This is a genomic window from Ruegeria sp. CH8 (assembly GCF_056536985.1).
On the sequence record NZ_JBQFQR010000004.1, the window covers coordinates 150,883 to 173,887 of the forward strand.

Annotated in this window: 24 protein-coding genes; 6 read left to right on the forward strand and 18 right to left on the reverse strand. The window is 59.7% G+C overall.

Annotated features, from left to right (window positions below; translation table 11 throughout):
• Positions 1–84: 84 nt before the first annotated feature.
• The 9 genes from ftsH to ybgC all read right to left on the reverse strand — a co-directional run bounded on the left by ftsH (position 85) and on the right by ybgC (position 8,872).
• Positions 85–2,001 (reverse strand): ATP-dependent zinc metalloprotease FtsH, encoded by a 1,917-nt coding sequence (ftsH, locus tag ACR0ER_RS06090; RefSeq protein WP_170332780.1) that lies wholly within the window; start codon positions 1,999–2,001, stop codon positions 85–87.
• A 76-nt stretch (positions 2,002–2,077) separates the two neighbouring features.
• A complete protein-coding gene (gene tilS / locus ACR0ER_RS06095) occupies positions 2,078–3,331 on the reverse strand; it encodes a tRNA lysidine(34) synthetase TilS (RefSeq protein WP_480768141.1) in 1,254 nt (417 codons plus the stop codon).
• On the reverse strand, positions 3,328–4,152 hold the full coding sequence (gene ybgF / locus ACR0ER_RS06100; protein WP_480768142.1) for a tol-pal system protein YbgF: 825 nt from the start codon (positions 4,150–4,152) through the stop codon (positions 3,328–3,330). Before ybgF ends, tilS begins: the two co-directional genes overlap by 4 nt.
• A 4-nt stretch (positions 4,153–4,156) precedes the next feature.
• Positions 4,157–4,654: a peptidoglycan-associated lipoprotein Pal gene (gene pal / locus ACR0ER_RS06105; RefSeq protein WP_480768143.1), complete on the reverse strand. Its 498-nt coding sequence runs from the start codon at positions 4,652–4,654 to the stop codon at positions 4,157–4,159.
• Positions 4,655–4,742: 88 nt separating this feature from the next.
• Positions 4,743–6,062, reverse strand: coding sequence for a Tol-Pal system beta propeller repeat protein TolB (tolB, locus tag ACR0ER_RS06110; protein WP_480768144.1), 1,320 nt, complete (start codon positions 6,060–6,062; stop codon positions 4,743–4,745).
• Entirely contained in the window at positions 6,059–7,156 is a 1,098-nt protein-coding gene (locus tag ACR0ER_RS06115; RefSeq protein WP_480768145.1) for an energy transducer TonB, read from the reverse strand. The genes tolB and ACR0ER_RS06115 overlap by 4 nt, the downstream gene beginning before the upstream one ends.
• Positions 7,157–7,165: 9 nt before the next feature.
• A complete protein-coding gene (tolR, locus tag ACR0ER_RS06120) occupies positions 7,166–7,642 on the reverse strand; it encodes a protein TolR (RefSeq protein WP_170332792.1) in 477 nt (158 codons plus the stop codon).
• Position 7,643: 1 nt separating this feature from the next.
• Complete coding sequence (gene tolQ / locus ACR0ER_RS06125; RefSeq protein WP_170332794.1) at positions 7,644–8,339, reverse strand: protein TolQ; 696 nt, start codon at positions 8,337–8,339, stop codon at positions 7,644–7,646.
• A gap of 107 nt (positions 8,340–8,446) precedes the next feature.
• Positions 8,447–8,872: a tol-pal system-associated acyl-CoA thioesterase gene (gene ybgC, locus ACR0ER_RS06130; protein WP_480768146.1), complete on the reverse strand. Its 426-nt coding sequence runs from the start codon at positions 8,870–8,872 to the stop codon at positions 8,447–8,449.
• 180 nt (positions 8,873–9,052) lie between these two features.
• On the opposite strand from ybgC, the gene ACR0ER_RS06135 reads away from it, so the two are divergent.
• A complete protein-coding gene (locus ACR0ER_RS06135) occupies positions 9,053–10,759 on the forward strand; it encodes a SulP family inorganic anion transporter (protein ID WP_480768147.1) in 1,707 nt (568 codons plus the stop codon).
• A gap of 3 nt (positions 10,760–10,762) precedes the next feature.
• Here the strand turns inward: ACR0ER_RS06135 and ACR0ER_RS06140 are convergent, their stop codons facing one another.
• The 4 genes from ACR0ER_RS06140 to ruvC all read right to left on the reverse strand — a co-directional run bounded on the left by ACR0ER_RS06140 (position 10,763) and on the right by ruvC (position 13,645).
• Positions 10,763–11,386 (reverse strand): hypothetical protein, encoded by a 624-nt coding sequence (locus ACR0ER_RS06140; RefSeq protein WP_480768148.1) that lies wholly within the window; start codon positions 11,384–11,386, stop codon positions 10,763–10,765.
• A gap of 63 nt (positions 11,387–11,449) precedes the next feature.
• Positions 11,450–12,469 carry a Holliday junction branch migration DNA helicase RuvB gene (gene ruvB, locus ACR0ER_RS06145; protein WP_170332799.1) on the reverse strand — a complete coding sequence of 340 codons (1,020 nt, stop codon included), beginning with the start codon at positions 12,467–12,469 and terminating at the stop codon, positions 11,450–11,452.
• Positions 12,470–12,473: 4 nt separating this feature from the next.
• Positions 12,474–13,151, reverse strand: coding sequence for a Holliday junction branch migration protein RuvA (gene ruvA, locus ACR0ER_RS06150; RefSeq protein WP_480768149.1), 678 nt, complete (start codon positions 13,149–13,151; stop codon positions 12,474–12,476).
• Complete coding sequence (gene ruvC / locus ACR0ER_RS06155; RefSeq protein WP_170326920.1) at positions 13,148–13,645, reverse strand: crossover junction endodeoxyribonuclease RuvC; 498 nt, start codon at positions 13,643–13,645, stop codon at positions 13,148–13,150. Before ruvC ends, ruvA begins: the two co-directional genes overlap by 4 nt.
• A 334-nt stretch (positions 13,646–13,979) precedes the next feature.
• Between ruvC and ACR0ER_RS06160 the strand changes: the two genes are divergently transcribed.
• Positions 13,980–14,192: a DUF1127 domain-containing protein gene (locus ACR0ER_RS06160; protein WP_480768150.1), complete on the forward strand. Its 213-nt coding sequence runs from the start codon at positions 13,980–13,982 to the stop codon at positions 14,190–14,192.
• Positions 14,193–14,280: 88 nt separating this feature from the next.
• Here ACR0ER_RS06160 and ACR0ER_RS06165 read toward each other — a convergent pair whose 3' ends face one another.
• From ACR0ER_RS06165 to ACR0ER_RS06180, 4 genes are all read right to left on the reverse strand, one after another.
• Positions 14,281–14,625, reverse strand: coding sequence for a hypothetical protein (locus ACR0ER_RS06165; RefSeq protein WP_480768151.1), 345 nt, complete (start codon positions 14,623–14,625; stop codon positions 14,281–14,283).
• Between the two features lie 99 nt (positions 14,626–14,724).
• Positions 14,725–15,603 carry a 50S ribosomal protein L11 methyltransferase gene (locus ACR0ER_RS06170; protein WP_480768152.1) on the reverse strand — a complete coding sequence of 293 codons (879 nt, stop codon included), beginning with the start codon at positions 15,601–15,603 and terminating at the stop codon, positions 14,725–14,727.
• A gap of 66 nt (positions 15,604–15,669) precedes the next feature.
• Positions 15,670–16,902, reverse strand: a complete 1,233-nt coding sequence (locus tag ACR0ER_RS06175; protein ID WP_170332811.1) for an MFS transporter — start codon at positions 16,900–16,902, stop codon at positions 15,670–15,672.
• A gap of 79 nt (positions 16,903–16,981) precedes the next feature.
• On the reverse strand, positions 16,982–19,177 hold the full coding sequence (locus tag ACR0ER_RS06180; protein WP_480768153.1) for a primosomal protein N': 2,196 nt from the start codon (positions 19,175–19,177) through the stop codon (positions 16,982–16,984).
• Positions 19,178–19,265: 88 nt separating this feature from the next.
• Here ACR0ER_RS06180 and fsa point away from each other — a divergent pair, with 88 nt between their 5' ends.
• From fsa to ACR0ER_RS06200, 4 genes are all read left to right on the forward strand, one after another.
• On the forward strand, positions 19,266–19,919 hold the full coding sequence (gene fsa / locus ACR0ER_RS06185) for a fructose-6-phosphate aldolase (protein WP_170332816.1): 654 nt from the start codon (positions 19,266–19,268) through the stop codon (positions 19,917–19,919).
• 196 nt (positions 19,920–20,115) lie between these two features.
• Positions 20,116–20,823: a DUF484 family protein gene (locus tag ACR0ER_RS06190; RefSeq protein WP_480768154.1), complete on the forward strand. Its 708-nt coding sequence runs from the start codon at positions 20,116–20,118 to the stop codon at positions 20,821–20,823.
• Positions 20,820–21,740, forward strand: coding sequence for a tyrosine recombinase XerC (locus ACR0ER_RS06195; RefSeq protein WP_480768155.1), 921 nt, complete (start codon positions 20,820–20,822; stop codon positions 21,738–21,740). Before ACR0ER_RS06190 ends, ACR0ER_RS06195 begins: the two co-directional genes overlap by 4 nt.
• 83 nt (positions 21,741–21,823) lie before the next feature.
• Positions 21,824–22,537 carry a CDP-alcohol phosphatidyltransferase family protein gene (locus ACR0ER_RS06200; RefSeq protein ID WP_480768156.1) on the forward strand — a complete coding sequence of 238 codons (714 nt, stop codon included), beginning with the start codon at positions 21,824–21,826 and terminating at the stop codon, positions 22,535–22,537.
• On the opposite strand, the gene ACR0ER_RS06205 is transcribed toward ACR0ER_RS06200, so the two are convergent.
• The gene (locus ACR0ER_RS06205; RefSeq protein WP_170332825.1) at positions 22,522–22,989 is read right to left on the reverse strand and encodes a hypothetical protein; all 468 of its coding nucleotides are present in this window, start codon (positions 22,987–22,989) and stop codon (positions 22,522–22,524) included. The genes ACR0ER_RS06200 and ACR0ER_RS06205 overlap by 16 nt on opposite strands.
• Between the last annotated feature and the right edge of the window lie 16 nt (positions 22,990–23,005).

The window sequence follows — 23,005 nt, forward strand, 5'->3', positions numbered from 1 at the left end:
GACGTTCCTTCGCCTGGCAATAGAGGGCAGTCGATCCGGATTGGAAAGAAAAAAGACCCGGGACTTTGCCCGGGTCTGATGTCGTTACGCTGAAGGTTCCGGCTCCATCCCGCCATCGGGCGGAGACTTCTTGACCTTCGTCTTCGGGATCGCCGTCACGCTGGGCGCGCTGCCTTCGTCCGGCTTGTCGCCTTCGTCATCACCTTCGCTGGGCGATTCCCCGTTCATGACGCGCTTGATCTCATCCCCGGTCAGGGTCTCGTATTCCAGCAGGCCCTGGGCCAGACGCTCCCACTCCTCGTTCTTGTCCGTCAGAATCTGGTGGGCACGTTCGTAACCTTGCTGGATCAGGCGCTTCACCTCTTCCTCGATCAACTCTTTGGTATGAGCCGAAACCGAGAAACCGGCGGTGTTACCCTGATAGCCTTCATGGGCTTCGGCATAATCGATGTTACCGACCTTGTCCGACATACCCCAGCGCATCACCATGGCGCGTGCCAACTGGCTGGCCTGCATAATGTCGCCCGCCGGGCCGTTCGAGACGTGGTCTTCGCCGTATTTGATGACCTCAGCAGCCTTACCAGCCATGGTCATGGCCAGCTTCTGCTCACACTCATCACGGTGATAGTTCAGGCGGTCCATTTCCGGCAGCGACACAACCATACCCAGCGCACCACCGCGCGGAATGATCGTCGCCTTGTAGACCGGATCGCACAGTGGCAGTTCCAAACCAACGACGGCGTGGCCAGCCTCGTGATAGGCGGTCTTTTCCTTCTGGTCCTGGGTCAGCACCATCGAGCGGCGCTCGGCCCCCATCATCACCTTGTCCTTGGCGTTCTCAAAATCTTCCATGGTGACAAAGCGACGACCAACGCGGGCAGCCATAAGCGCGGCCTCGTTCACGAGGTTTGCCAGGTCAGCACCCGAGAATCCCGGCGTACCACGCGCAATGATACGCAGATCAACATCAGGACCCAGAGGTGTCTTGCGTGCGTGCACGCCCAAAATCTTCTCACGGCCTTTGATATCGGGGTTGCCGACGGTCACGTTGCGGTCAAAGCGACCCGGACGCAGCAGCGCGGGGTCCAGAACGTCCTTACGGTTGGTCGCGGCCAGAATGATCACGCCTTCGTTAGCCTCGAAACCGTCCATCTCGACCAGCAACTGGTTGAGCGTCTGTTCACGTTCGTCGTTACCGCCGCCGTAACCTGCGCCACGGTGGCGACCCACAGCGTCGATCTCGTCGATAAAGACGATACAAGGCGCGTTCTTCTTGGCCTGTTCGAACATATCTCGCACACGAGATGCACCGACACCGACGAACATCTCAACAAAGTCGGACCCCGAAATGGTGAAGAACGGCACACCCGCCTCGCCTGCGATGGCACGGGCCAGCAGCGTTTTACCGGTACCCGGAGGGCCGACCAGCAGAGCACCCTTCGGAATCTTACCGCCGAGTCGCGAGAATTTCTGCGGGTTGCGCAGGAATTCGACGATCTCTTCCAGCTCTTCCTTGGCCTCGTCGATGCCTGCAACGTCATCAAAGGTCACGCGGCCATGCTTTTCGGTCAGCATCTTGGCTTTGGATTTGCCAAAGCCCATCGCGCCGCCTTTGCCGCCACCCTGCATCCGGTTCATGAAGTAAATCCACACACCGATCAGCAGCAGGAAGGGCAGTAGTGTGATCAGGAAGGACTGGAACCCGGATTGCTGCTGTTTCACCGCCTGAACAGGAATATCTTCCTTGATCAGCAGTTGGGTGATCTCGGCATCATCAGGCTTGATGGTGACATAGGTTGCGCCGCTTTGCGTGGTATAGCGAATCTGCTCACCATCCAGCGTCACGTTCTTGACTTCGCCGCTTTCGACTGCGGTAACGAAATCGGAATAGGTTTTTTCATTGCTCTGAAGTGTTCCGCCCTGACCGCTGAAGAAATTGAACAGTGCAAGGATCAGCAGAAACAGAACGACCCAGAAGGCGATGTTACGAGCGTTGCCCAAGGAAAATCTCCCAAAAGATTTCGGCAGATGGGGACCTGCCGGGTTGCTCTATAAAATAGAGATGATTCAAGCATGTTCAATGCGATAAAAGCGAAGAGTAAAACTCTGGCTTTTGCGGGGCGAATTCAGCGGTCCAACCGTTTGAATAGTCTGCCAGAGGTGCAGCCAGCAGGTTTTCCCCACTCCAAACCGCCGGCGAAGACAACAACGCCTGACGCGGTTTGCCCAAGGCGCGCCAATCGGGCACCTGCGGCAAACCGGCCTCTCCCAACGCACGGACCTCAGCGCCTGCGGTCTGCGAGCCGGACAAAACCCAGCGTTTGTCCCACACCTCTAACGGCGCGGCGGTTTCCGTCGCCACTGCGTTTAGCTCCCTGCAAAACCACGTTTTATCCTGATGCGAGATCAGCAAGCAGCCCGCGAGGGTCAGCGTCCGCCCCTCACCAACGGCAGTCACGGCCTGATCAACGGCTGCCCCGCGCGGCGGATAGCCCTGCCCCGCAATCCAGGCGATGGCTCCGACAACCAACCGCCTTTGGATTTCCACTGGAAGCAGTCCAAAACCGTTACGGTCGATACAGACATCCCCACCGTCCACTTTCGCAATCTTGCGTGCGGTTTCCTGCGTATAAAGCGCCAGTGCCTCACGCGCTTGTGCAAGATTTTCAGCGACCCGGGCCAAAGATTGAGCAGAAATCCCAAGCGGACCAAGTTCCGTCAGCGCCCCGCGCGCCTTGATCCGGTCAAATTTCTGGTCGTGATTCGACGGGTCTTCGATCCAGCTCTCGCCATGCTGTGACAGGTAGTCTCGCAGGCTTTTACGCGTAATCCCTAACATCGGGCGCAAAAGCGTGATGCCGATTTGATCCCGCGCGTACGGCATACCCGAAAGGCCATTAAGACCGGACGCCCGGCCTAACCGCATCAGCACCGTCTCGGCCTGATCATCTGCGGTATGGCCCAAAGCAATCATCGGAATGTCATTGCGCAATGCCCATTCGGTCAGTAACCGATACCGCGCCTGCCGGGCCTGATCTTGCAGGTTGCCCGCACCATCCCAACCCTGCCACAGCAGTGTTTCGTGGGGGATGCCCAGACGCGCAGCTAGTTGGGCTACCTGATTGGCTTCGACAGCAGCTTCGGGCCGCAAACCGTGATTCACCGTTGCAGCGAACAGCCGGGTTTGTTCGGTCTGTGTGATGTCATACAGCAAGTGCAGCAGGGCAACCGAATCTCCACCGCCAGAGACGGCGACGCCTAAACGCAGCGGCAACCGGTCAGGCAGCCGCGCGCGGAGTTCGGATCGAAGAGTTTCGGCCTGATCGGTCAAGAACAGCCCAGCGACGCCATTTCCTGCGTGGCGGCGGGTACAGTGTCCGACGCCGGAAAGCGCACACCGACCTCGGACAGGGTAATGCAGGCCTGATCGGTCTGACCCAAACGTCCCAACGCGGCACCCAGTTCAAACAACGCTTGGGGTGCCAATGCCCCCTCGGAGTCACCTGTAAAGCTGGCAAGGAACGCCCGCGCGGCTTCGCGCGTGTCACCCAGACCTTCCAGCGCCTGCCCGCGTTTCAGGTTGGCTTCGGGCGCAAGAGGGCTGCCGGGATATGAGGTTTCGAACTGCGCGAACTGATCAGCAGCAGCCTGAAAGTTCCCCTCGGCCAAGGCCTGCGCGGCTGCGTCGAAATCTGCCTGTTCACCTACGGCCAGCTCTCCCTGCTCGGTGATAGCTGGGGCGACTGGTGCAGCAGGTGCAGCTGCGGTGATCTCGGTTTCACCACCAAGGGTCGAAGTTTCACCCAATGTGCTCAGATCACCGCCTTCCAGTTCGACCAGACGGAATTCTAGGTCACCTATCCTGTTGGTGCCATCGGTCACGATGTTCTGCACCCGCTGGTTCAGCTGTTCGGTCTGGCTTGTCAGTCGCTGCAGTTCGGCCTCGATGGCGTCCACACGCTCCAAAACGGAACTGCCGGACAGGTTCGGGGCCGGTGAACCGGTGGTCGAAAACTCACGCTTCAGGCGCTGAATCTCCACATGCAAAACCGTCAATTCCTGACGGATATCCGCCAGGGTCTGCTGATCCTGTGCTTGTGCCATACCGGCGGTCGCAACAACCGCAGCCAGAACCCATCCTGCAACTTTCATCGTCTTACCCCAAGGTTGAACCGGTCAGCACCGTTACCGCACGGCGGTTCTTGGAATAGCAATCCTCGGTGCTGCAAATCTCGATCGGACGTTCTTTGCCATAGCTGACCGTTGTCAGACGGTTGCCTGCCACCCCGCGCGAAATCAGAAACTCACGCGCCGCATTGGCCCGCTTGGCACCAAGCCCGAGGTTGTATTCCCGCGTGCCCTGCTCATCCGCATGACCTTCGATGGTGGCCACATAGTCCGGGTTCGCCATCAGCCAATCTGCTTGCCCCTGCAGGACTTGCTGTGCCTGAGGTGTCAATGTCGACTGATCCACGGCGAACAACACCCGATCGCCGATGGTTTGCTGGAAATAGGCTGGTGAGCGCGGATCGCTGGGCGAACCCGGTGCAATCGCGCCATTCGCGCCACCGCCCAGTGCGGATGGATCGTTGTTTGTACAAGCGGCCATCACGCTCAGCGCGCCCAAGGCCAGGAGTTTGCCCAATACGTTCATTTCAAGTGCCTCGTTGTTTTGTCGGTTTATTGCCGTCTCTGTAGCATAGTGCAGGTTTTTTGTGAACTTTTCCAAGCCCCTGCCCCGATCAATTCTGCAATGGCCCCCATGACGGATCGCTGCCACCATCCGGGGTGCGCACCGGGCGCAGGTTTCGGCCCGAGATATCTACCGAATACAGCGTCGCACGGCCGCTAGCCCCCTGCGTTTCGCGGGTGAACATGATAACGCGGCCATTGGGCGACCATGTCGGGCCTTCATCAAGGAACGACGAGGTCAGCAGGCGTTCTTCACTGCCATCGGTGCGCATAACGCCGATATGGAACCGGCCCTTGTTCTGTTTGGTAAAGGCGATCAAATCCCCGCGCGGCGACCAAACTGGCGTGCCGTAGCGGCCTTGTCCGAAACTGATCCGGGTCGCCTCGCCACCATTTGCGGGCATGATATACAGCTGCGGCGTACCGGACCGGTCGCTTTCGAACACGATCTGAGAGCCGTCCGGCGAATAGCTAGGCGCGGTTTCAATCGCTGGCGTGTTGGTCAGGCGAACGCTCTGGCCCGAGGCGATATCCATCTTCCACAGATCGGTATTGCCGCCCTGAATCAGCGAATAAACGATCGAGCGTCCGTCAGGTGAGAAACGCGGAGAAAAGCTCATCGTGCCGTCTTGCGTTGCCAACTCAGTCCGGCGGACGCGGTCCACGTCCAGAACATAAATGCGCGGCTGGCCGGTTTCATAGCTTGTATAAAGCAGCCGGTCGCCCGTCGGCGAAAAGCGCGGGGCGAGAACAATGGCGGCGCTATCGGTCAGGTACTGCACGTTTGCGCCGTCGTAATCCATGATCGCCAAACGTTTCTGACGCTGATCCTTGGGTCCGCTTTCCGACACAAACGCCACACGGCTATCGAAGTAGGCACCCTCACCAGTGATCCGGCTATAGACCTGATCAGCCACCTTATGTGCCATCCGCCGCCAGCCGTCAGTGGTACCTGCAAATTGCAGACCATTGCCCAGTTCCTGACCCGAGAACACATCCCACACCCGGAACCGTACCGTCAGGCGGTTGCCCGAGACGCTCACGGCGCCTGTCACCAGCGCCTCGGCATTGATGGCTTTCCAGTCGGCAAACTGAACCGGGGCCTCGAAACTGCTGACCCGGCTGATGAACGCCTCGGGTGAGATTTCGCGGAACAGCCCAGTACCGGTCAGATCGGCAGCAACGACCCGAGAGATGTCGTTGGCGAATTGCGTCGCCGCAGGCCCGTCGGGCACGAAGTTCGGCACGGCAAAAGGCAAGGGTTCGATGATCCCCTGATCCAGTTCCAGACGCAGCGGTCCGCTCTGGGCGTGTACCGGTGCTGCCAAAATCGTCAGGCCAAGCAACAGGCTGGTCAGAAATCTCATCATTTGATCCGCATCCTCTCGGGATTGAATGTAATCTCAATATCCCGCCATTGATCATATTTGTCAGCGGGCAGGGTGTATCCTTTGGCGCCGCAGCGCAAAATTGCTCGTCTGGCAGCCTCATAGGCTTGTTTCGCCGCTCCGGCAGACCCGCCAGAGCTATCGATCATGCGCAGGCTACCGCCGACGATCTTGCCGTCCTGAGTCAGCGAAAACCCTACGACCACAACGGTTTGAAGCGCATCCGTGGACAAGGACCCCACATTCCAGCACTTCGAAACAGCCAGACGCATGGCGTCTTTCTCACCGCTGGTCAGCGGCGGGCCTGAGGGTTCACTGCCCTGCCCCAACGCTTCGGCTAAGGCATCGTCAATTGCGGTGTCGCTCTGCGCAGGCTCGGGCGGCGTCTGCTCCTGCTCCTCGGCCACTTCGGGTTGCGCCGGAGGTGCAGGCCGGTTCGGCCGCACCCGAGGCCGCGGAGAGGTGCGCGGAGCGTTCTCTTTTGTTTCTTCAGCCTCGGTCACGATCTCATCGGTCGCCTCTTCCGGGGCGGTCTGATCCTGCTGTTCCTCTTGGGTTTCGGCCCCTTCGTCCAGCGACACGGCGGGCGTCTCAACCTCATCCGGCTGCGCCTCGGGCGGTGGCGGGGCGATGGGTTCCGGTGCGACCTTGTCGGCAGGGCGCGGCTGCGCCTCGGGGCCCGGGGGCACCGGCAGCACTTCGGTTACAGGCTCGGGCTGCTCAAGCGTCAGGGGTTCCTCGACGACTTCCGGTTCAGGCGGTGCTTCCACAGGATCGGGTACCGGATCGGGTTCCGGTTCAGGGGGCGTCACGACTTCGGGCGGTGTCAGTTCCTCTTCCACCGTCTCAGGTGGGACCACCTCGTCCTCGGGCGTTTCGGGTTGCTGCAAAGCAGTAGGGGTTGGCACGTCGGGCGCGTCACGTTGTGCTGTCATCGCTGCGAATTGTTCACCCGTGACCACCGACACCTCCTGCACCGCCATAGGCAAGGGTTCGGACCGGAACGTACCGCCGAAAAAGGCCCATCCAATCAAAGCGACGTGGGCAATTGCCGAGATCTTGGTGCCGGTATCCACCGCGCGGCCTCACTCTCCACCTTCGTCCAGCGCTGGCCCGCCGGTGTCCGTCACCAGGCCCACATTGGAAAACCCGCCCGCGTTTAGCGCACCCATGATCTGCATCACCTGTGCATAAGGGATCGCCCCGTCGGCTCGCAGGAATACGCGGTCACTGCTGCGTTCGGACGCGATGGCACGCAGCTTGCCAATGAGTTCTTCACGCACAACATCCGTGGTTTGAATCTGCACCCGCCCATCCGCGGTCAGAGTTACAGTCAGGGGTTCTTCGTTGTCGCCGGGCAAGGCACTGGCCGCCGTTTTCGGCAGATCAACCGGCACACCAACAGTCAGCAGAGGGGCAGCCACCATGAAGATGATCAGCAGCACCAGCATGACGTCCACAAACGGCGTCACGTTGATCTCGGCCATCGGCTGCGCGCGACCGCGACGGCGCCCGCGTCTACGCCCGTTCCCGCCGCTGTTTTGCTGAACCGCCGCGCCCATGTCAGCTGTCCAACTGCCGCGACAGAATAGTGGCGAATTCGTCAGCGAAGGCCTCATAGCCGCCGACGATCCGGTCACTGTCCGCGCTGAGCTTGTTGTAGAAAATCACCGCCGGAATCGCGGCCAGCAGGCCGAGCCCGGTGGCCAGCAGCGCCTCGGCAATACCCGGTGCGACGACGGCCAAATTGGTGTTCTGCTGTTCGGCAATCTCGATGAAGGCGTTCATGATACCCCAAACGGTACCGAACAGACCGATAAACGGCGCAGTTGAGCCGACAGTCGCCAAAATGGACAGACCCTTTTGCAACCCCTCAGCCTCTTTCGCGATGGCCACGTCCATCGAGCGGTCGATCCGTGCCGTGGCCCCTGCAATCAGCCCGCCATCGGTGCGATGAGACCGCCGCCATTCAATCATGCCTGACGCAAATATTTTCTCGGAACTACCGTCTGGCTGAGTACCGATCTGTTCGAACAACTCATCAAGAGGATTTCCCGACCAGAAGCTTTCGTCAAACACCTGCGCCTCACGACGGGCAGCGCGGTAGTTAATGAGCTTTTGAATGATGATCGCCCAGGACCAGATCGATGCGCCAACCAGCATCAGCATCACCAGTTTGACGATAAAGGTTGCGCGGGCATAAAGCCCCCACAGGGAGAAGTCGATCTCCTGCGCCAGCGCCAGCGTTTCAGCTTCCATGAACCTGCTCTTTTTTGCCTGATAGCCGTTGGTTTGGCTTTGTTTTGCCAAACGCTAACCCAGATGGTCCTGAAAAGCCAACAGAACCACCCCAACGCCGCAATTTGTTACAATAATGCGCGAATCTCTGCCGGAAGCCTCACCGGTTTACCCTGCGCATTCATGCAAACAGCGGTGACTGTGGCGCGAAAAACCTCGGTCTCGCCCCGCTTTATCAACTGCCCCATGGTCAGCCGCACGCCCGAGCGGGACAGAAAGCGGGTTTCGATGGTCAGTTCGTCCTCGAACTTGGCGGTTGCCAGATAATCCGCCTCGATCCGCCTAATGACCCAGACAATCCCGTCGTCGCGCATGGCGTTCTGATCATTACCCAGACGACGCACATAGTCCGACCGAGCCCGTTCGATATATTTCAGATAATTCGCGTGATAGACCACGCCGCCCATGTCGGTATCTTCATAATAAACCCGAACCCGGTAGATATGCGTGTGCTCTGCTGAGGTGCTTTCGGCCATGGTCACGAATCCGATCATTCAATCATCTTTAATCGTCTGGCTCGGGACGAGCCGCACCCTCAACAGATGCACGCGCGTCAACGGTCCTGCAATCCCTGCGGGACTACAATTTTCACGCCACACGGTACTCGGTATCGAAATCCCAAAGATTGCCGACTAACCTGCCCAAATTGGGATGCGAACGTAACAGGTGATTGAATGGCCGGATATCACGGAAAAAAAGGCAAATTTTCGCTTCCCATCCTGCAGGGTGTCCTGCCAATCAATCGCTCATCCCTGCCAACCGAAGTTCTGGCCGGACTGACATTTGCTTGTCTCGCGATCCCCGAGGTCATGGGCTACACCAAAATCGCCGGCACCCCAGTGGTAACGGGGCTGTACACGATACTGATCCCGATGGCCTTGTTCGCCTTGTTCGGATCATCGAGGCACCTTGTGGTGGGGGCGGACTCGGCTACAGCGGCAATCACGGCATCGGCGCTGGCAGGCATGGCGGTGTCCGGATCGTCCGAGTATCTGGCACTGGCTTCGCTTCTGGCACTGATGGCGGCGGTTCTGTTGATTGCCGCGCGGCTTGTCGGCCTTGGGTTTCTGGCGGATTTTCTGTCACGCACGGTGTTGGTCGGCTTTTTGACAGGCGTGGGTATACAGGTGGCCACCGGCGAAATCCCCGGAATGCTGGGGATCGACGGCGCAGGCCACGGCACCATCGCCAAGCTCAGGGACGTCGCCCAGCAATTCGGTCAGACACACTGGCCAACCGTTGCCGTATCCATGGCAGTGCTGGCGGTTGTCATCGGGTTCAAACGCCTGTCACCTAAGCTTCCCGGCCCCCTCTTCGCTATTCTGGGCGTCATTCTGTGCAGCTGGGCCTTTCAGTTCAGCACATCCGGAATTGGCGTTCTTGGCACGGTTCCCGGCGGCCTGCCCGCCCTGTCGATCCCGAATGTGGATTGGAGTTGGTCTCTGTTCAAACAACTGCTCCCCACCGCGTTGTCCATCTTTGTTGTGATCCTGGCGCAAAGTGCTGCGACCTCGCGCGCCTATGCTGCGCGATATGAAGACAAGTTCAGCGAGAATACTGATCTTGTCGGGCTGGGGTTGGCCAATCTGGGGGCGGCCTTTACCGGAACCTTCGTGGTCAACGGTAGCCCCACCAAGACCGAGATGGTGGCCAGTGCCGGGGGGCGCAGCCAGATCGCACAACTCACCACGGTTGCGATTGTCCTTGCGGTGCTCCTGTTTCTGACCGGCCCACTCGCGTTTTTGCCAAACGCCGCGCTGTCAGCCGTTGTGTTCCTGATAGGGGTCAAGCTGATCGACCTCAAAGGGCTAGCCGCCATATACCGGCAGGCCCGGTCCGAATTCTGGATCGCTATCGCCACCGCCGCCGTGGTCGTTTTGGTTGGCGTCGAACAAGGGATACTCTTTGCAATGGTCTTGTCGCTGATCGACCACACGCGTCGGGGCTATCGCCCTAAAAACGCCGTGATCGTCAAAAGCACTGATGGTGGCTGGCACACTCAACCCATTAAAACGCCGAACCAGTTCGAACCCGGACTGGTAATCTATCGGTTCTCTCACAGCCTGTATTACGCCAACACGCAACGCCTGTCGGATGAGGTCGCAATGATCGTGGACCAATCCGACCCACCGCTGCGCTGGTTTTGTATCGAAGCCTCTGCCATTGATGATATCGACTTTACTGCAGGTTACACACTGCGCAGCATTCACGACCTGCTAAAGTCCAGAAACATCAAACTGGTCTTTTTGCTCGCCGAACCCAATGTCCGTAAGGAACTCGATCGCTACGGAATCACTGATATGGTCGGGACAGACGCTTACTTCGAAACAGGGAACGCCTTGGTCGAGGCGTTTCATCAGGCGAACAAACCACCTGCCTAAAGCTTATTGCACCGGTTTCATCCGCGCAAACAGCCGCAACGCATGTGATGCGTCCTGTGCCGCCCCCGGCAGGACCGGATCATAGGCCGCCCGGATCAATTCGGCGATGTCAGGGCGCAGAACTGTTGTGCCTCCGGCCACGGCCAAAGGGGACTGAGACCGAAACGCGGTATCCGACCACAGCAAAACCGTCTGTACAACTTGGCTCAGCGCCATTGTCTCAGCAGGAACCTTAGACATCTCTTTGTCCATCCGCAGAAAGACAAAGGCCGCACGAATCATTCCATCACCCTCGAACCGGAAGACTCGGTATTGGTTGGCATCCGCAGCAACCAACCGCTCCACCAGAGGCGCAAGATCAGGGATCAGCCGGTCCAGATCGGGAACCTCCAGCAACTCCTGCCAGTCGCGGAAGAAAAAGACCATGCTGTTGGCGCCAAGTTCGGGATCGGTCTCGGCCATCTTGTGCCCGGCCAGCGCCACCACCGCCTCGAACGCGCCTTTGACGGTGGCCAGAGTTTCATCCTCAACGCCAAAGACGATGGGCACGATGGGTCTTCCCCAGCGGGCAAACAGAAACTCACCACTCTCGCGGGTGAACAAAGCCTGGATGTCTTCGGGGGTCACGCCCAATCCTTCATCTTTTCGACAATACTGTTGCCGAAGGCATAAAATCTCTGACGCCCGGCTTCAACCAAACAGATCGCTTTGCCCCCTAGGGGCAGCCATTCCGAGATGCGTCCACGCCTTTTGCGCCAGCATCCGACCGCGCGGCGTGCGCTGAATCAAACCCTGTTGCAACAGATAGGGCTCAATCACCTCTTCCAGCGAATCCCGGCTTTCCGACAGGGCCGCGGACAAGGTCTCAATCCCCACCGGACCACCTGCATAGTTCTCGGCGATCAGCTTCAGATATCGCCGGTCCGCACCATCCAGACCCAGATTATCGACGCCCAACCGGGTCAACGCCCCGTCTGCCAGTTCACGAGTGATCCGACCATCGCCTTCGACGATGGCGAAATCCACCACACGGCGCAGCAGCCGTCCTGCAATCCGTGGGGTTCCACGAGACCGGCGGGCGATCTCGCGTGCACCCTCATCATCAGCGGGCGCTCCCAGCTTGCGGGCGTTGCGGGTGACGATCTCGTGCAACTCATCGACCGTGTAGAACTGCAGGCGCGTCGGAATACCGAACCGGTCGCGCAGAGGCGTGGTCAGCAGGCCCATTCGCGTTGTCGCACCGACCAGCGTAAAGGGCTGCAGCTCGATCCGAACCGTGCGCGCTGCAGGGCCTTCGCCGATCACCAGATCCAGCTCGAAATCCTCCATCGCCGGGTACAGCACCTCTTCGACCGCCGGGTTCAGACGGTGAATTTCGTCGATGAACAGAACATCCCGCGATTCCAGATTGGTCAGGATCGCCGCCAGGTCCCCTGCCTTGGCCAGCACCGGCCCCGAGGTCATGCGGAAATTCACCCCCAACTCGCGCGCCATGATCTGAGCCAGCGTGGTCTTGCCCAACCCCGGAGGGCCATGGAACAGCGTATGGTCCATCGCCTCGCCCCGCTGTCGGGCGGATTGGATAAATATACGCAGGTTGGCGCGTGCCTCGGCCTGACCTATGAATTCGTCCAACCCCTGCGGACGCAGGGCGCGGTCATTGTCCTCGGGCAGCGGGTCCGGGCGCAGGGCGGGATCGGCATCTACCATTCAGTCACCCTTTCGGTGCAAGCAGTTTCAGCGCCGCGCGGATCAGATCGGCCTCACCCGCATCTGGCAGGCTCGCCGCTGCTTCGGCCACGGCAGAGGCGGCGTCAGATGGTCCATACCCCAGATTGGACAGGGCCGACAATGCGCCTGCCGACGCCGCAGCCGACCCCGAGGCCGGTTTCGCCGCCCGCTTTGGCGTCGGTGCGGGTTCGGACGACTCGACCACCTCCAAGGCGGGTCCGTCCAACGCCTCGGTCACGGTTCCGCCCATCGCCATCACACCCGGCGCCTTGTCCTTGAGGTCCAGCACGATCCGTTGCGCCGTTTTCGGCCCCACGCCCTTGGCCGCCTTGACCGCACCCCAGTCACCCAGAGCAATTGCCCGGCTGACCCCATCCGGTCCTAGCGCCGACAGAATGGCCAGCGAGACCTTGGCCCCAACGCCCTGAACCGAGCACAATAGGCGATGCCATTCCTTTTCGACCAGCGACAGGAAACCATAAAGCTGCATCAGGTCTTCGCGCACAACCATATCGGTATAGATCGAAACGTCCTCACCCACACCCGGCAACGCCGCCATGGTCCGGTCCGAGCAATAAACGATGTACCCAACCCCGCGCACGTCGATCAGCACGTGATCCGCCGCGCGATAGTCCAGCCGCCCTGTCAGTTTTCCGATCATGCCCGCACCTCTTTCATCCGCGCCTGTGGCGCTGCGCCGTAATACGAGTGACAGATGGCAATCGCCAGAGCATCCGCCGCGTCCGCGCCCTTGGGCTGACAGCCCGGCAATTGCAGTTTCACCATGTGTAGAACTTGCTCTTTCTCGGCATGACCGACACCAACGACAGTTTTCTTGACCCGGTTGGGCGCATATTCCCCCACCGGCAACCCGGCCTGCGCCAAGGTCAGCAACGCCACGCCACGGGCCTGACCCAGCTTCAACGTCCCGGCGCCGTCCTTGTTGACGAAGGTCTGCTCGATGGCAGCTTGGTCGGGCTGATGTTCGGCAATGACCTCAACGATCTGGTTGTGCAGCGACAACAACCGTTCGCCCAGGTCATCGCCATCGGATTTGCACAAACCATTCGCAACATGGCTCAGGCGGCTGCCATGCGATTCGATGACGCCCCATCCCAGGGTCCTGAGCCCCGGATCAATGCCCAGAATTCGCATTTTTTGCCTCAGCCTGCTCGGGTTTTTGTGATCTTTCTTTCGGATTAGCACGAAGCGTGAACATTTTCCAAGCGAATTGACCCCACGCCTGAAAACGACACGCCTGTCTCAGGGACGACAAAACGGCCTGTTTGCGACTGCAGAAAGTCTGAATTCGACAAGTTGTATGAACGCCTAATGGTCTATAAATTAACGGTTTTTAAGGATTGAGTACCCTTGCAAAAAACGCATAGGACACATGCAATTTCCGCACTTGCACGACCAGATCGACAGGACTAGATGGCGCGTACATCAGATGATCAAAAATTAAACACTAACCAGAAGGAAACAGGATATGGCTGCACTGGACACCACCCGCACCACCACTGGCTCGTTCGGCCTCGTCGGCCGTATCGGCGTAACTTTCGCATCGGTCGTAAACGCCGTTGTTGAATGGAACGACGCCCGCGTCACACGCAACGTGCTGAACGGTCTGACGGATCGTGAACTGGAAGATATCGGTATGTGCCGCGGTGACATTGACCTCGTGGCAGACGGTCGTCGCTAAGAGACACCGACCAATCATTTGCCCTCTGGGCACAGCAGAACGCCGCGCATTTCACAATGTGCGGCGTTTCTCGTTCATATTGACTGGTTCAGTGGAGATAGCTGTTAACTTGCGCCGCGAGAAATTCCGAGATCGGGTCGACCTGCATCACCCATGCCCCCGCCTTTTCAACAGAGGTGCCTTCGGCCAGGCTTTCGACGCGGTATTGATAGGCCGATGCACCGAGACTTGTCAGCAGAAAGACCTTGAAGGCGAACAGGCCCAGGAAACACCCCATAAGCGCCTTAAACGGTACTGCGGATTTGACTCGCTGCGGTTTCATTACCACAAGGCCATCCCTGCGCATCGTGGCGCGATAGCCCCGGCTCAGCTTGGCGTGCTTTTTGTTCAGGCGATGAACGCGCTGATCGAATTCCAGTTGTTTTCCCGTCATGGCAGCCTCCAAAAAAACCGCCCCCGTAACCACGTCATGACGGTAGCCACAGATTGCGACAAAAAAGAGGCGAGAATCCACGAAACTCCTGCAAATGGCCTAATTTGCGCCCTGTTTGCTTAAGATTAGCGTCGTCCACTCACCAATCTCGTCTCTTTTGACCAAATTGAACTCATTCTGAGAATAAACCGAGACCACATCGTCGGCTTGTTCATTGAGGATTCCCGACAGGATCGCATACCCACCATCCCGCAGATTCGCTGCGATTTCGGGAGACAAAGCCACCAGCGGGCCTTTTAGAATATTGGCAAAAATCAGGTCATAAGGAGCGTGCGACTGCAAGTCCGGGTGGTCGAATCCGGCGGCCTCGACGCAAAGCACCTGTCCGGACATGCCGTTAGCTTTCAGATTGGCTTCGGCCACATCCACCGCAACCTGATCGATGTCGCTGGCGATGATATCACCATCCCAAATCCGCGCGGCAGCCATTGCAAGAACAGCGGTACCGCAACCGATATCGGCCACTTTGGTCGCTGCAAACCCTTCGTCCAACAGATGATCCAGTGCCTTGAGGCAGCCCAGCGTTGTACCGTGATGACCGGTGCCAAAGGCCATAGCGGCCTCAATCAGCAGCGGGATGCGTCCTTCCGGCAGCTTGTCGGCGTCGTGGCTGCCATAGACGAAGAACCGCCCAGCCTCAACCGGGGCCAGTTCACGGCGCACATGGGCCACCCAATCGGTTTCGGGCAATTCCGAGACGACAAACGGCTTGGCCTCGAACGCGACCGCCAGAACCGCCAGAGCGGTTTCGTCGGGCGCTTCGGTGAAATAGCCGCCAACCTCCCACAGTCCTGAGCCATCCTCGACCTCGAAAACGCCGACGCCGGTGGGTTCCGGGTCCATACGCTCCATCGCTTCGCCCAGACCTTCGGCGGCCTTCTTGCCGGTCAGAGTGGTAAGCGCAGTAAATGTTGGCATGGGGGCCTCCTGTCTCAGTTGAGACAGCGCCTAGGGCCACAAGTGGGCAAGGTCAAGCGTTGGCACCTATTCCGCAGGGGCCGGAGCGTATTTCGAAAGAATGGTTTCATTGCCCGGCTCGGGGTGGCGCGGGATCAGCAGCGACAGGGCAAGCGACACCAGTGCCATTGCGGCGGCCAGACCAAAGACCGCGCCGGGTGATACCACCCAGAGCAGGCCCAACAGCGCGGGCAGGAACACGGCTGCGATGTGGTTGATGGTAAAGGCCACGGCCGCCGTGGGCGCGATATCGGCCGGGTCAGCGATTTTCTGGAAGTAGGTTTTCAGCGCCAGCGCCAGCGCAAAAAGCACGTGGTCAATCACGTAGAGTATCGCCGCCAGTAATACGCCCCAGCCGAACCAGTAGATGCCGCCATACGCTGCGAAGACAATGGCCAGCCCCGCGTATTCGAAAATCAGCGTGCGCCGCTCGCCAAACATTGACACTGCTTTGCCCAGCATCGGGGCGGCGGCCATGTTGATCACAAGGTTGATTAGATACAGGCTGGTCAGCTCATGCACTTCAAAGCCGAACTTCTCGACCATCATGAAACCCGCAAAGACGACGAAAATCTGCCGCCGGGCACCGGCCATGAATTGCAGCGCGTAATACAGCCAATACCGTTTGCGCAGGACCAGCTTTTTGGTCTGCGGCGTGGGCGCATCGAATTGGGGATAGGCAAACAGACAGAACAGAGCCAACAGTGCCGTTACCCCGCCTGCGGCCATGAACACGAAATTGTAGGACAGATCCAGCCGATCCCAGGTCAGCACGATTAGCCCGTAAACCACCGCAGTGGACGCCGAGCCTATTGCCACCAGCCAGCCCAGCACCTGTGGCGCACGGTCCTTGGGCAGCCATTGAAGTTGCAGCGACTGGTTTACCGTTTCGTAGTAATGAAAACCAATCGAACTGAACAAGGTCACGAACAGCAACCCGCCCAGGCTGGGGAACCACGCCGTCACCGCCGTCGCCACACCCAGCATCATTAGCGAGATCATCGCCAGAACCTGTTCGCGCACGAAGATGATCACTGCGATCACACCGACAGCCAGAAAACCAGGAATCTCGCGCACCGTGTGCAGCAGACCGATATCCGCCCCGTCGAAATTGGCCACTTCGATGACGAAGTTATTGAGCAGCGCGCTCCACGCGTTGAAGGCGATAGGCATGGTCAGCGCCATCACGAACAAGAGCGTGATGGGGCGACGCCAGAACGGCAGGCTCTGCGCCTCGGATAGGGGCATGGGTTTCAGCATGGGACTCCCTCTACGCCTATTTTCTTGGTTTGGCGAGGGCCAAGGATGCCGCGCACACTGGCTCTGCGTTGGCGCAGGTTCAGTAAAAGTTTTGCGGATCGATATCGACGGTCAAGCGGATATCCCCTTTCAGGCGCAGAGGAGCGATCCAGCGGGCGATAGCATCCTGAATGGGCGCGCCCTTGGGGGCCTTGACCAGCAGGCGCACGCGGTGACGTCCCCGGATACGCGCAATTGGTGCCGGGGCGGGACCGAAGACCTGCGCACCGATATCCCGCAAATGCGCATCGTTTCGGGCCATCGCATTGCCGATATCGAAAACCGGCCCGACCTCTGACCCCGACAGCACGATCCCGGCCATGCGCCCATAGGGCGGCACTCCGGCGGCCTGCCGCCCAGCAGCCTCGGCCTTCCAGAACCCTTCTTCGTCACCCGACAGGATGGCCCGGATCACCGGGTGTTCCGGCTGAAAGGTCTGTAACAGCGCTTGCCCCGGCTTGTCCGCCCGGCCCGCTCGGCCCGCGACCTGACGCATCAATTGAAACGTCCGCTCAGCAGCCCGCAGGTCGGCCCCGTGCAGGCTGAGATCGGCATCGATCACACCCACCAACGTCAGTTTGGGAAAGTTATGCCCTTTGGCCACCAGTTGCGTGCCGATGACAATATCCGCGTCACCCTCAGCTATCTCTTCGATCTTGGCCTTCAGTGCCCGCGCCGAGCCAAACAGATCGGAACTGAGCATCGCAATCTTCGCCTCGGGGAATGCCGCCTCGGCCTCCTCCGCCAGACGTTCGATCCCCGGCCCGACAGGCGCCAACTTGCCCTCGACCCCGCAAGACGGGCAGGCCTCGGGCATTGGCTTGGTCTCACCGCATTGGTGGCACATCAGGCGTTTCAGGAACCGGTGTTCAACCATCCGCGCATCGCAATGGTCACACGCGATCTGTTCACCACAGGCCCGGCACAAAGTCACCGGCGCATAGCCGCGGCGGTTGATGAACAAAAGCGATTGCTCGCTCCGTTCGATCCGCTGCCGCACAGCCTGCCGCAGTGACGGAGAAATCCACGTCCCCGGCTGCATCTGCTCGGCCCGCATGTCGATGGGCTTCATCTCGGGCAGAACCGCAGCGCCGAAGCGCGAGGTCAGGTCGAGGCGTTCATACTTGCCCGCCTCGGCATTAGCCCAGCTTTCCAGAGATGGCGTCGCGCTGGCCAGAACCACCCGCGCGCCGCAGATGGCCGAGCGCAGAACCGCCATGTCGCGGGCGCTGTAGTGCACGCCGTCTTCCTGTTTGTAGGAGGTATCGTGTTCCTCATCGACCACGACCAATCCCAGATCACGAAACGGCAAGAACAGCGCGGACCGCGCGCCCACGACCAACTGCGCATCCCCTTGCCCGACCATCCGCCAAACCCGACGGCGTTCGGTCATGGTCGCACCGGAATGCCACTCGGCGGGCCGCGCGCCGAACCGCGCCTCGACCCGGGTCAGGAATTCGGCGGTCAGGGCAATCTCGGGCAATAACACCAACGCCTGCCGCCCCATCCGCAGCGCCTCGGCTACAGCTTCCAGATAAACCTCGGTTTTGCCCGACCCGGTGACACCTTTCAACAACGTCGTTCCGTAATCACCCGTCCGCTGCCCGGCCTGCAACTTGGCAACTGCAGCCGCCTGATCCTCGGTCAGTTCTTTTCCCGGCAGGTCGGGGTCCAAATTCGGATAGGGCAGATCGCGAGGGCTGTCCTCTTCGCACACAGCGCCCTGTTTCACCAGCCCCTTCACAACCGACGAGGTCACGCCCGCCTGCTCGGCCAGTTCCTTCAACGTAAAGGCCAGCCCGCCATAGTCCCGCAATACCTCCAGCACACGGGTCCGCGCATCGGTCATCCGATCCGGCTCACCATCGCCAAGGCGGTAGATCTTACGCATCGACGGCGGATCGCCCAGCCCCGGCGCGCGCGTCGCCAGCCGCAGCATCGCGGGCATCGAGGTCAGCGTGTAATCGGCGACACGACCCAAAAACACCCGCATCTCCTCGCGCATCGGTGCGACCTCAAGCACGCGGATCACCGACCGCGCCTTGGCCAAGTCAAAGCCGCCCTGCCCCGGCCCCCACACCACACCCAAAACCTTGCGCGGCCCCAAAGGCACCTCGACAAACGCGCCCAGAAAACACCCGCCCTCGGGCGCCTTGTAATCCAGCGTCCGGTCCAGCGGCTGCGTGGTCAGCACCGCCACCAACTCACCGTGGTCGAAAAACTCCTGAGTGCTCACCGCATATCCTTGTCAGGGGGTTTCAGCATGGGTCTCTTTGAGGTAAAGGCATCCGCGACCAAGGCCAACCCATCAAAGGACTGCCCTCATGAAATTCTTCGTAGACACCGCCGAGATCGACGCCATCGCCGAACTGAACGATCTGGGCATGGTGGATGGCGTGACCACCAACCCGTCGCTGATCCTGAAATCGGGCCGCGACATTCTGGAAGTGACAAAAGAGATCTGTGATCTGGTCGACGGCCCCGTGTCCGCCGAGGTCGTCGCCACCGAGGCTGACGACATGATCGCCGAAGGCCGCAAGCTAGCCAAGATCGCACCGAACATCGCGGTCAAAGTGCCGCTGACGTGGGCCGGCCTGAAAACCTGCAAAACACTCAGTGACGAAGGTCAGATGGTCAACGTGACCCTGTGCTTCTCGGCCAATCAGGCGCTTTTGGCTGCCAAAGCGGGCGCGACCTTCATCTCACCCTTTATTGGCCGTCTGGACGACATCAACCTCGACGGCATGGACCTGATCGCGGATATCCGTCAGATCTACGACAACTACGGGTTCGAAACCGAAATCCTCGCCGCCTCAATCCGTACCGTGAACCACGTAACTGACAGCGCCCGCATCGGTGCCGATGTGATCACCGCGCCTCCGGGCGTGATCAAGAAACTGGCCGACCACCCGCTGACCGACAAAGGCCTTGAGACCTTCCTGGCCGACTGGGCCAAGACCGGTCAGAAAATCCTCTGATCTTATACGCGACCGCGCGGCGCCGTCAGGCGCCGCGCCCGGCCCAACTGCAAAACCTGATCTTGGATCAGGATGTTGCAGGCGGGAGCCTTTCCGACACATCCCCATAGGAAATCCACTTTTACCTGCATTTTTCCCAAGGCAATTGTCGCATTCCGTGTTATAAGCCCGCCAACAAAAAAAGACCGGACGGGACATGAGCAGCAACACCAAACTCAAGGATAATCTCCGCGCCGCGATTCTGGCCGAACCAGACGCAGTGCTGGATGACAAGGATCTGATGCAGGCGCTGGTGGCCGCCAACGAACACGCACGCGGTGACAATGTCATAGACTTGCGCGGCATCGCCATGCAACGGCTTGAGGCCCGGCTGGACCGGCTCGAGGATACGCACCGCTCTGTCATTGCAGCGGCGTATGAAAACCTCGCAGGCACCAATCAGGTGCACCGCGCGATACTTCGCCTGCTGGAACCCGTAGAATTCGAGGATTTCCTGCGCACACTGGGCGATGAAATTGCCGATATCCTGCGGGTGGACCACATCACCCTGGTTCTGGAAACCACTGTCCGTCAGGAAGACCCGGCCATCGAAAATCTGGGCGGTGTTCTCACCGTGGTCGAGCCTGGGGCCGTCGATGCCTATCTCAGTCAGGACCGTGGCGGTCCGGCCCGGCAAGTTGTCCTGCGCCCGATCGCACAGGCCAACCCTCGGATTTTCGGCGCCAAGGCCAACCAGTTCCGCTCTGAGGCCTGCCTGAGGCTGAATCTGGGTGAAGGCCGTCTGCCCGGCATGATCGTCATGGGCGCCAAGGACGCAAACCACTTCACCCCGCAACTGGGCACCGATCTGCTGTCCTTTTTCGCTGGCGTGTTCGAACGCTCGATGCGCCACTGGCTGTCTTGAGCCTGATCTCCCCAGCCTGCCGCGATGCCTTGCAGCATTGGTTGGACAGTTTAGGGGCGCTGGCCGGACGGTCCGAGAACACGAAAACCGCTTATCGCGGGGATGTGACAGACTTCCTGTCGTTTATGACCCTGCACCACAGCGAACGTCAGGGGCTGGCGGCGCTGGCCCGGATCACCGTGTCCGACATGCGTGCGTGGATGGCGGATCAGCGCGCCTCGGGCGTCGGCGCGCGATCGCTGGCGCGCAAACTCTCAGCCGTCAAAAGCTTCTACCGCTGGCTGGCCGAGCGTGAGGGGTTTGAACCCACCGCCGTCCTGTCGACCCGAGCGCCAAAATTCACCAAGAAGCTGCCCCGCCCACTGGCCGAAGACGCCGCCCGCGCCATGATCGAAACGGTCGAACTGCAATCGACCAACGATTGGGTCTCGGCCCGCGATGTGGCCGTGGTCACACTGCTCTACGGTTGCGGGTTGCGTATTTCCGAGGCGCTCTCTCTGACCGGCGCTGATGCCCCCCTGCCCGAGACCCTGCGAATCGTCGGCAAAGGCAACAAAGAACGGATCGTGCCAGTCCTGCCCGCCGCCCGCGCAGCTGTGGATTACTACCTTCAGCTATGCCCGCACCTGCAAGACAAGGACAAGGCGCTGTTCCGCGGCGTACGTGGCGGACCGCTGAACCCGCGAGCCATTCAGGGGGTGATGGCCAAGGCTCGGATGCAACTCGGCCTGCCCGCGACGGCCACGCCGCACGCCCTTAGGCACAGCTTTGCAACCCATCTATTGTCCGCCGGGGGCGACCTGCGCGCCATTCAGGAACTGCTGGGCCACGCGTCGCTCTCAACCACCCAAACCTACACGGCCGTCGATACGGCAAGGTTGATGGAAGTCTACAACCGCTCGCACCCCAAAGCGTGATGTCTTGGCATCGTGGCGTCAGCCATTCATCTTAACCCGGCTTTTGGTTTGCATCTGGCGAACGCATCGGTCATGACACCTGCATGACCCTTAGATTCAAAGCGCTTTTCGTCCATCTGTTCACCGCCACCGGCGCCGTTTTCGCAATGCTGGCCATGCTGGCTGCTGTCGAAGAGAAATGGAGCCTGATGTATCTGTGGCTGGTGGTCTCGTTCATCGTGGACGGTATCGACGGCCCTCTGGCCCGACACTACCACGTCAAGAAGAACGCGCCCGAATTTGATGGTGTGCTGCTGGATCTGATCATCGACTATCTGACTTATGTCTTCATCCCGGCCTATGCGTTGTTCAAATCCGGGTTGATGGACGGGTGGACCGGCTGGTTCGCGATCATCGTCATCACCTTTGCCAGCGCGATGTATTTCGCAGATACGCGCATGAAAACAAAGGACAACTCCTTTTCCGGCTTTCCCGGCTGCTGGAACATGTTCGTCATCGTGATCTTCGCGCTGGAGCCCAATTTTTGGGTCATCCTGCTGCTGGTGTCGCTGCTGTCACTGGCGATGTTCTTGCCGCTGAAGTTCATCCACCCGGTCCGAACCGAGCGCTGGCGTACCGTATCATTGCCCATGGCCTTTGCCTGGACCTTTTTTGCTGGCTGGGCCGCTTGGGTCGATTTCCATCCCGAAAGCTGGGCGCATTGGGGTCTGGTGATCACCAGCCTTTATCTGGTTTCGGCGGGGATTGCGCAGCAGATCATACCGCAGCGCAAAAGCGTCGATTACAGGACTTCCTGAACCTCGAACTCGGTGCCGTTATGGGTAAAGACGTCACCCTCTTGCAGGCCGACCATCGACAGGTAGATCGGGCTTTGGGTTGAGATCCCCATATAGGTCTTGCCGTCCACATCAAACCGCGTGGTCGAGACACAGACCACAAAGCGGCGATTGTTGAACTTGACCACCGCGCCGGGCTGCACCGTGTCGGTCACACTGAAATCAGTATTTTCGATCACGTCGATCTTGGCGTGATGGGCGTGCACGGGGGCATCAAAGGCAGCCGCCAAATCCGCGTTCTCGCGTGAGGCCGCGATGTCGTCCTTGTCGTGCCCTTCCCGGTCATCCAGCTGGGAATCCTTCAGAAAGGCATCATAATGCGCCTGGGCGGTTGCCAACTCCTGCTCCTCCAGTGACATCAATCTGTCAATAATAGCCTTTTTGCGGGTGGCCGTATCTGTTTGGGCGGTCATGCAATGCGGTCCTTTG

What these genes read in the sequence shown, in the direction of transcription:
- tolQ (WP_170332794.1), bottom strand. Translation starts at nt 8,339, where the DNA reads ATGGAAGCTGAAACGCTGGCGCTGGCGCAGGAGATCGACTTCTCCCTG.
- fsa (WP_170332816.1), top strand. Translation starts at nt 19,266, where the DNA reads ATGAAATTCTTCGTAGACACCGCCGAGATCGACGCCATCGCCGAACTG.
- pal (WP_480768143.1), bottom strand. Translation starts at nt 4,654, where the DNA reads ATGAACGTATTGGGCAAACTCCTGGCCTTGGGCGCGCTGAGCGTGATG.
- ACR0ER_RS06190 (WP_480768154.1), top strand. Translation starts at nt 20,116, where the DNA reads ATGAGCAGCAACACCAAACTCAAGGATAATCTCCGCGCCGCGATTCTG.
- ybgC (WP_480768146.1), bottom strand. Translation starts at nt 8,872, where the DNA reads ATGATCGGATTCGTGACCATGGCCGAAAGCACCTCAGCAGAGCACACG.
- ACR0ER_RS06160 (WP_480768150.1), top strand. Translation starts at nt 13,980, where the DNA reads ATGGCTGCACTGGACACCACCCGCACCACCACTGGCTCGTTCGGCCTC.
- ybgF (WP_480768142.1), bottom strand. Translation starts at nt 4,152, where the DNA reads ATGAAAGTTGCAGGATGGGTTCTGGCTGCGGTTGTTGCGACCGCCGGT.
- tolR (WP_170332792.1), bottom strand. Translation starts at nt 7,642, where the DNA reads ATGGGCGCGGCGGTTCAGCAAAACAGCGGCGGGAACGGGCGTAGACGC.
- ACR0ER_RS06165 (WP_480768151.1), bottom strand. Translation starts at nt 14,625, where the DNA reads ATGACGGGAAAACAACTGGAATTCGATCAGCGCGTTCATCGCCTGAAC.
- tolB (WP_480768144.1), bottom strand. Translation starts at nt 6,062, where the DNA reads ATGATGAGATTTCTGACCAGCCTGTTGCTTGGCCTGACGATTTTGGCA.
- ACR0ER_RS06200 (WP_480768156.1), top strand. Translation starts at nt 21,824, where the DNA reads ATGACCCTTAGATTCAAAGCGCTTTTCGTCCATCTGTTCACCGCCACC.
- ACR0ER_RS06175 (WP_170332811.1), bottom strand. Translation starts at nt 16,902, where the DNA reads ATGCTGAAACCCATGCCCCTATCCGAGGCGCAGAGCCTGCCGTTCTGG.
- ACR0ER_RS06135 (WP_480768147.1), top strand. Translation starts at nt 9,053, where the DNA reads ATGGCCGGATATCACGGAAAAAAAGGCAAATTTTCGCTTCCCATCCTG.
- ruvC (WP_170326920.1), bottom strand. Translation starts at nt 13,645, where the DNA reads ATGCGAATTCTGGGCATTGATCCGGGGCTCAGGACCCTGGGATGGGGC.
- ruvA (WP_480768149.1), bottom strand. Translation starts at nt 13,151, where the DNA reads ATGATCGGAAAACTGACAGGGCGGCTGGACTATCGCGCGGCGGATCAC.
- ACR0ER_RS06170 (WP_480768152.1), bottom strand. Translation starts at nt 15,603, where the DNA reads ATGCCAACATTTACTGCGCTTACCACTCTGACCGGCAAGAAGGCCGCC.
- ACR0ER_RS06205 (WP_170332825.1), bottom strand. Translation starts at nt 22,989, where the DNA reads ATGACCGCCCAAACAGATACGGCCACCCGCAAAAAGGCTATTATTGAC.
- ruvB (WP_170332799.1), bottom strand. Translation starts at nt 12,469, where the DNA reads ATGGTAGATGCCGATCCCGCCCTGCGCCCGGACCCGCTGCCCGAGGAC.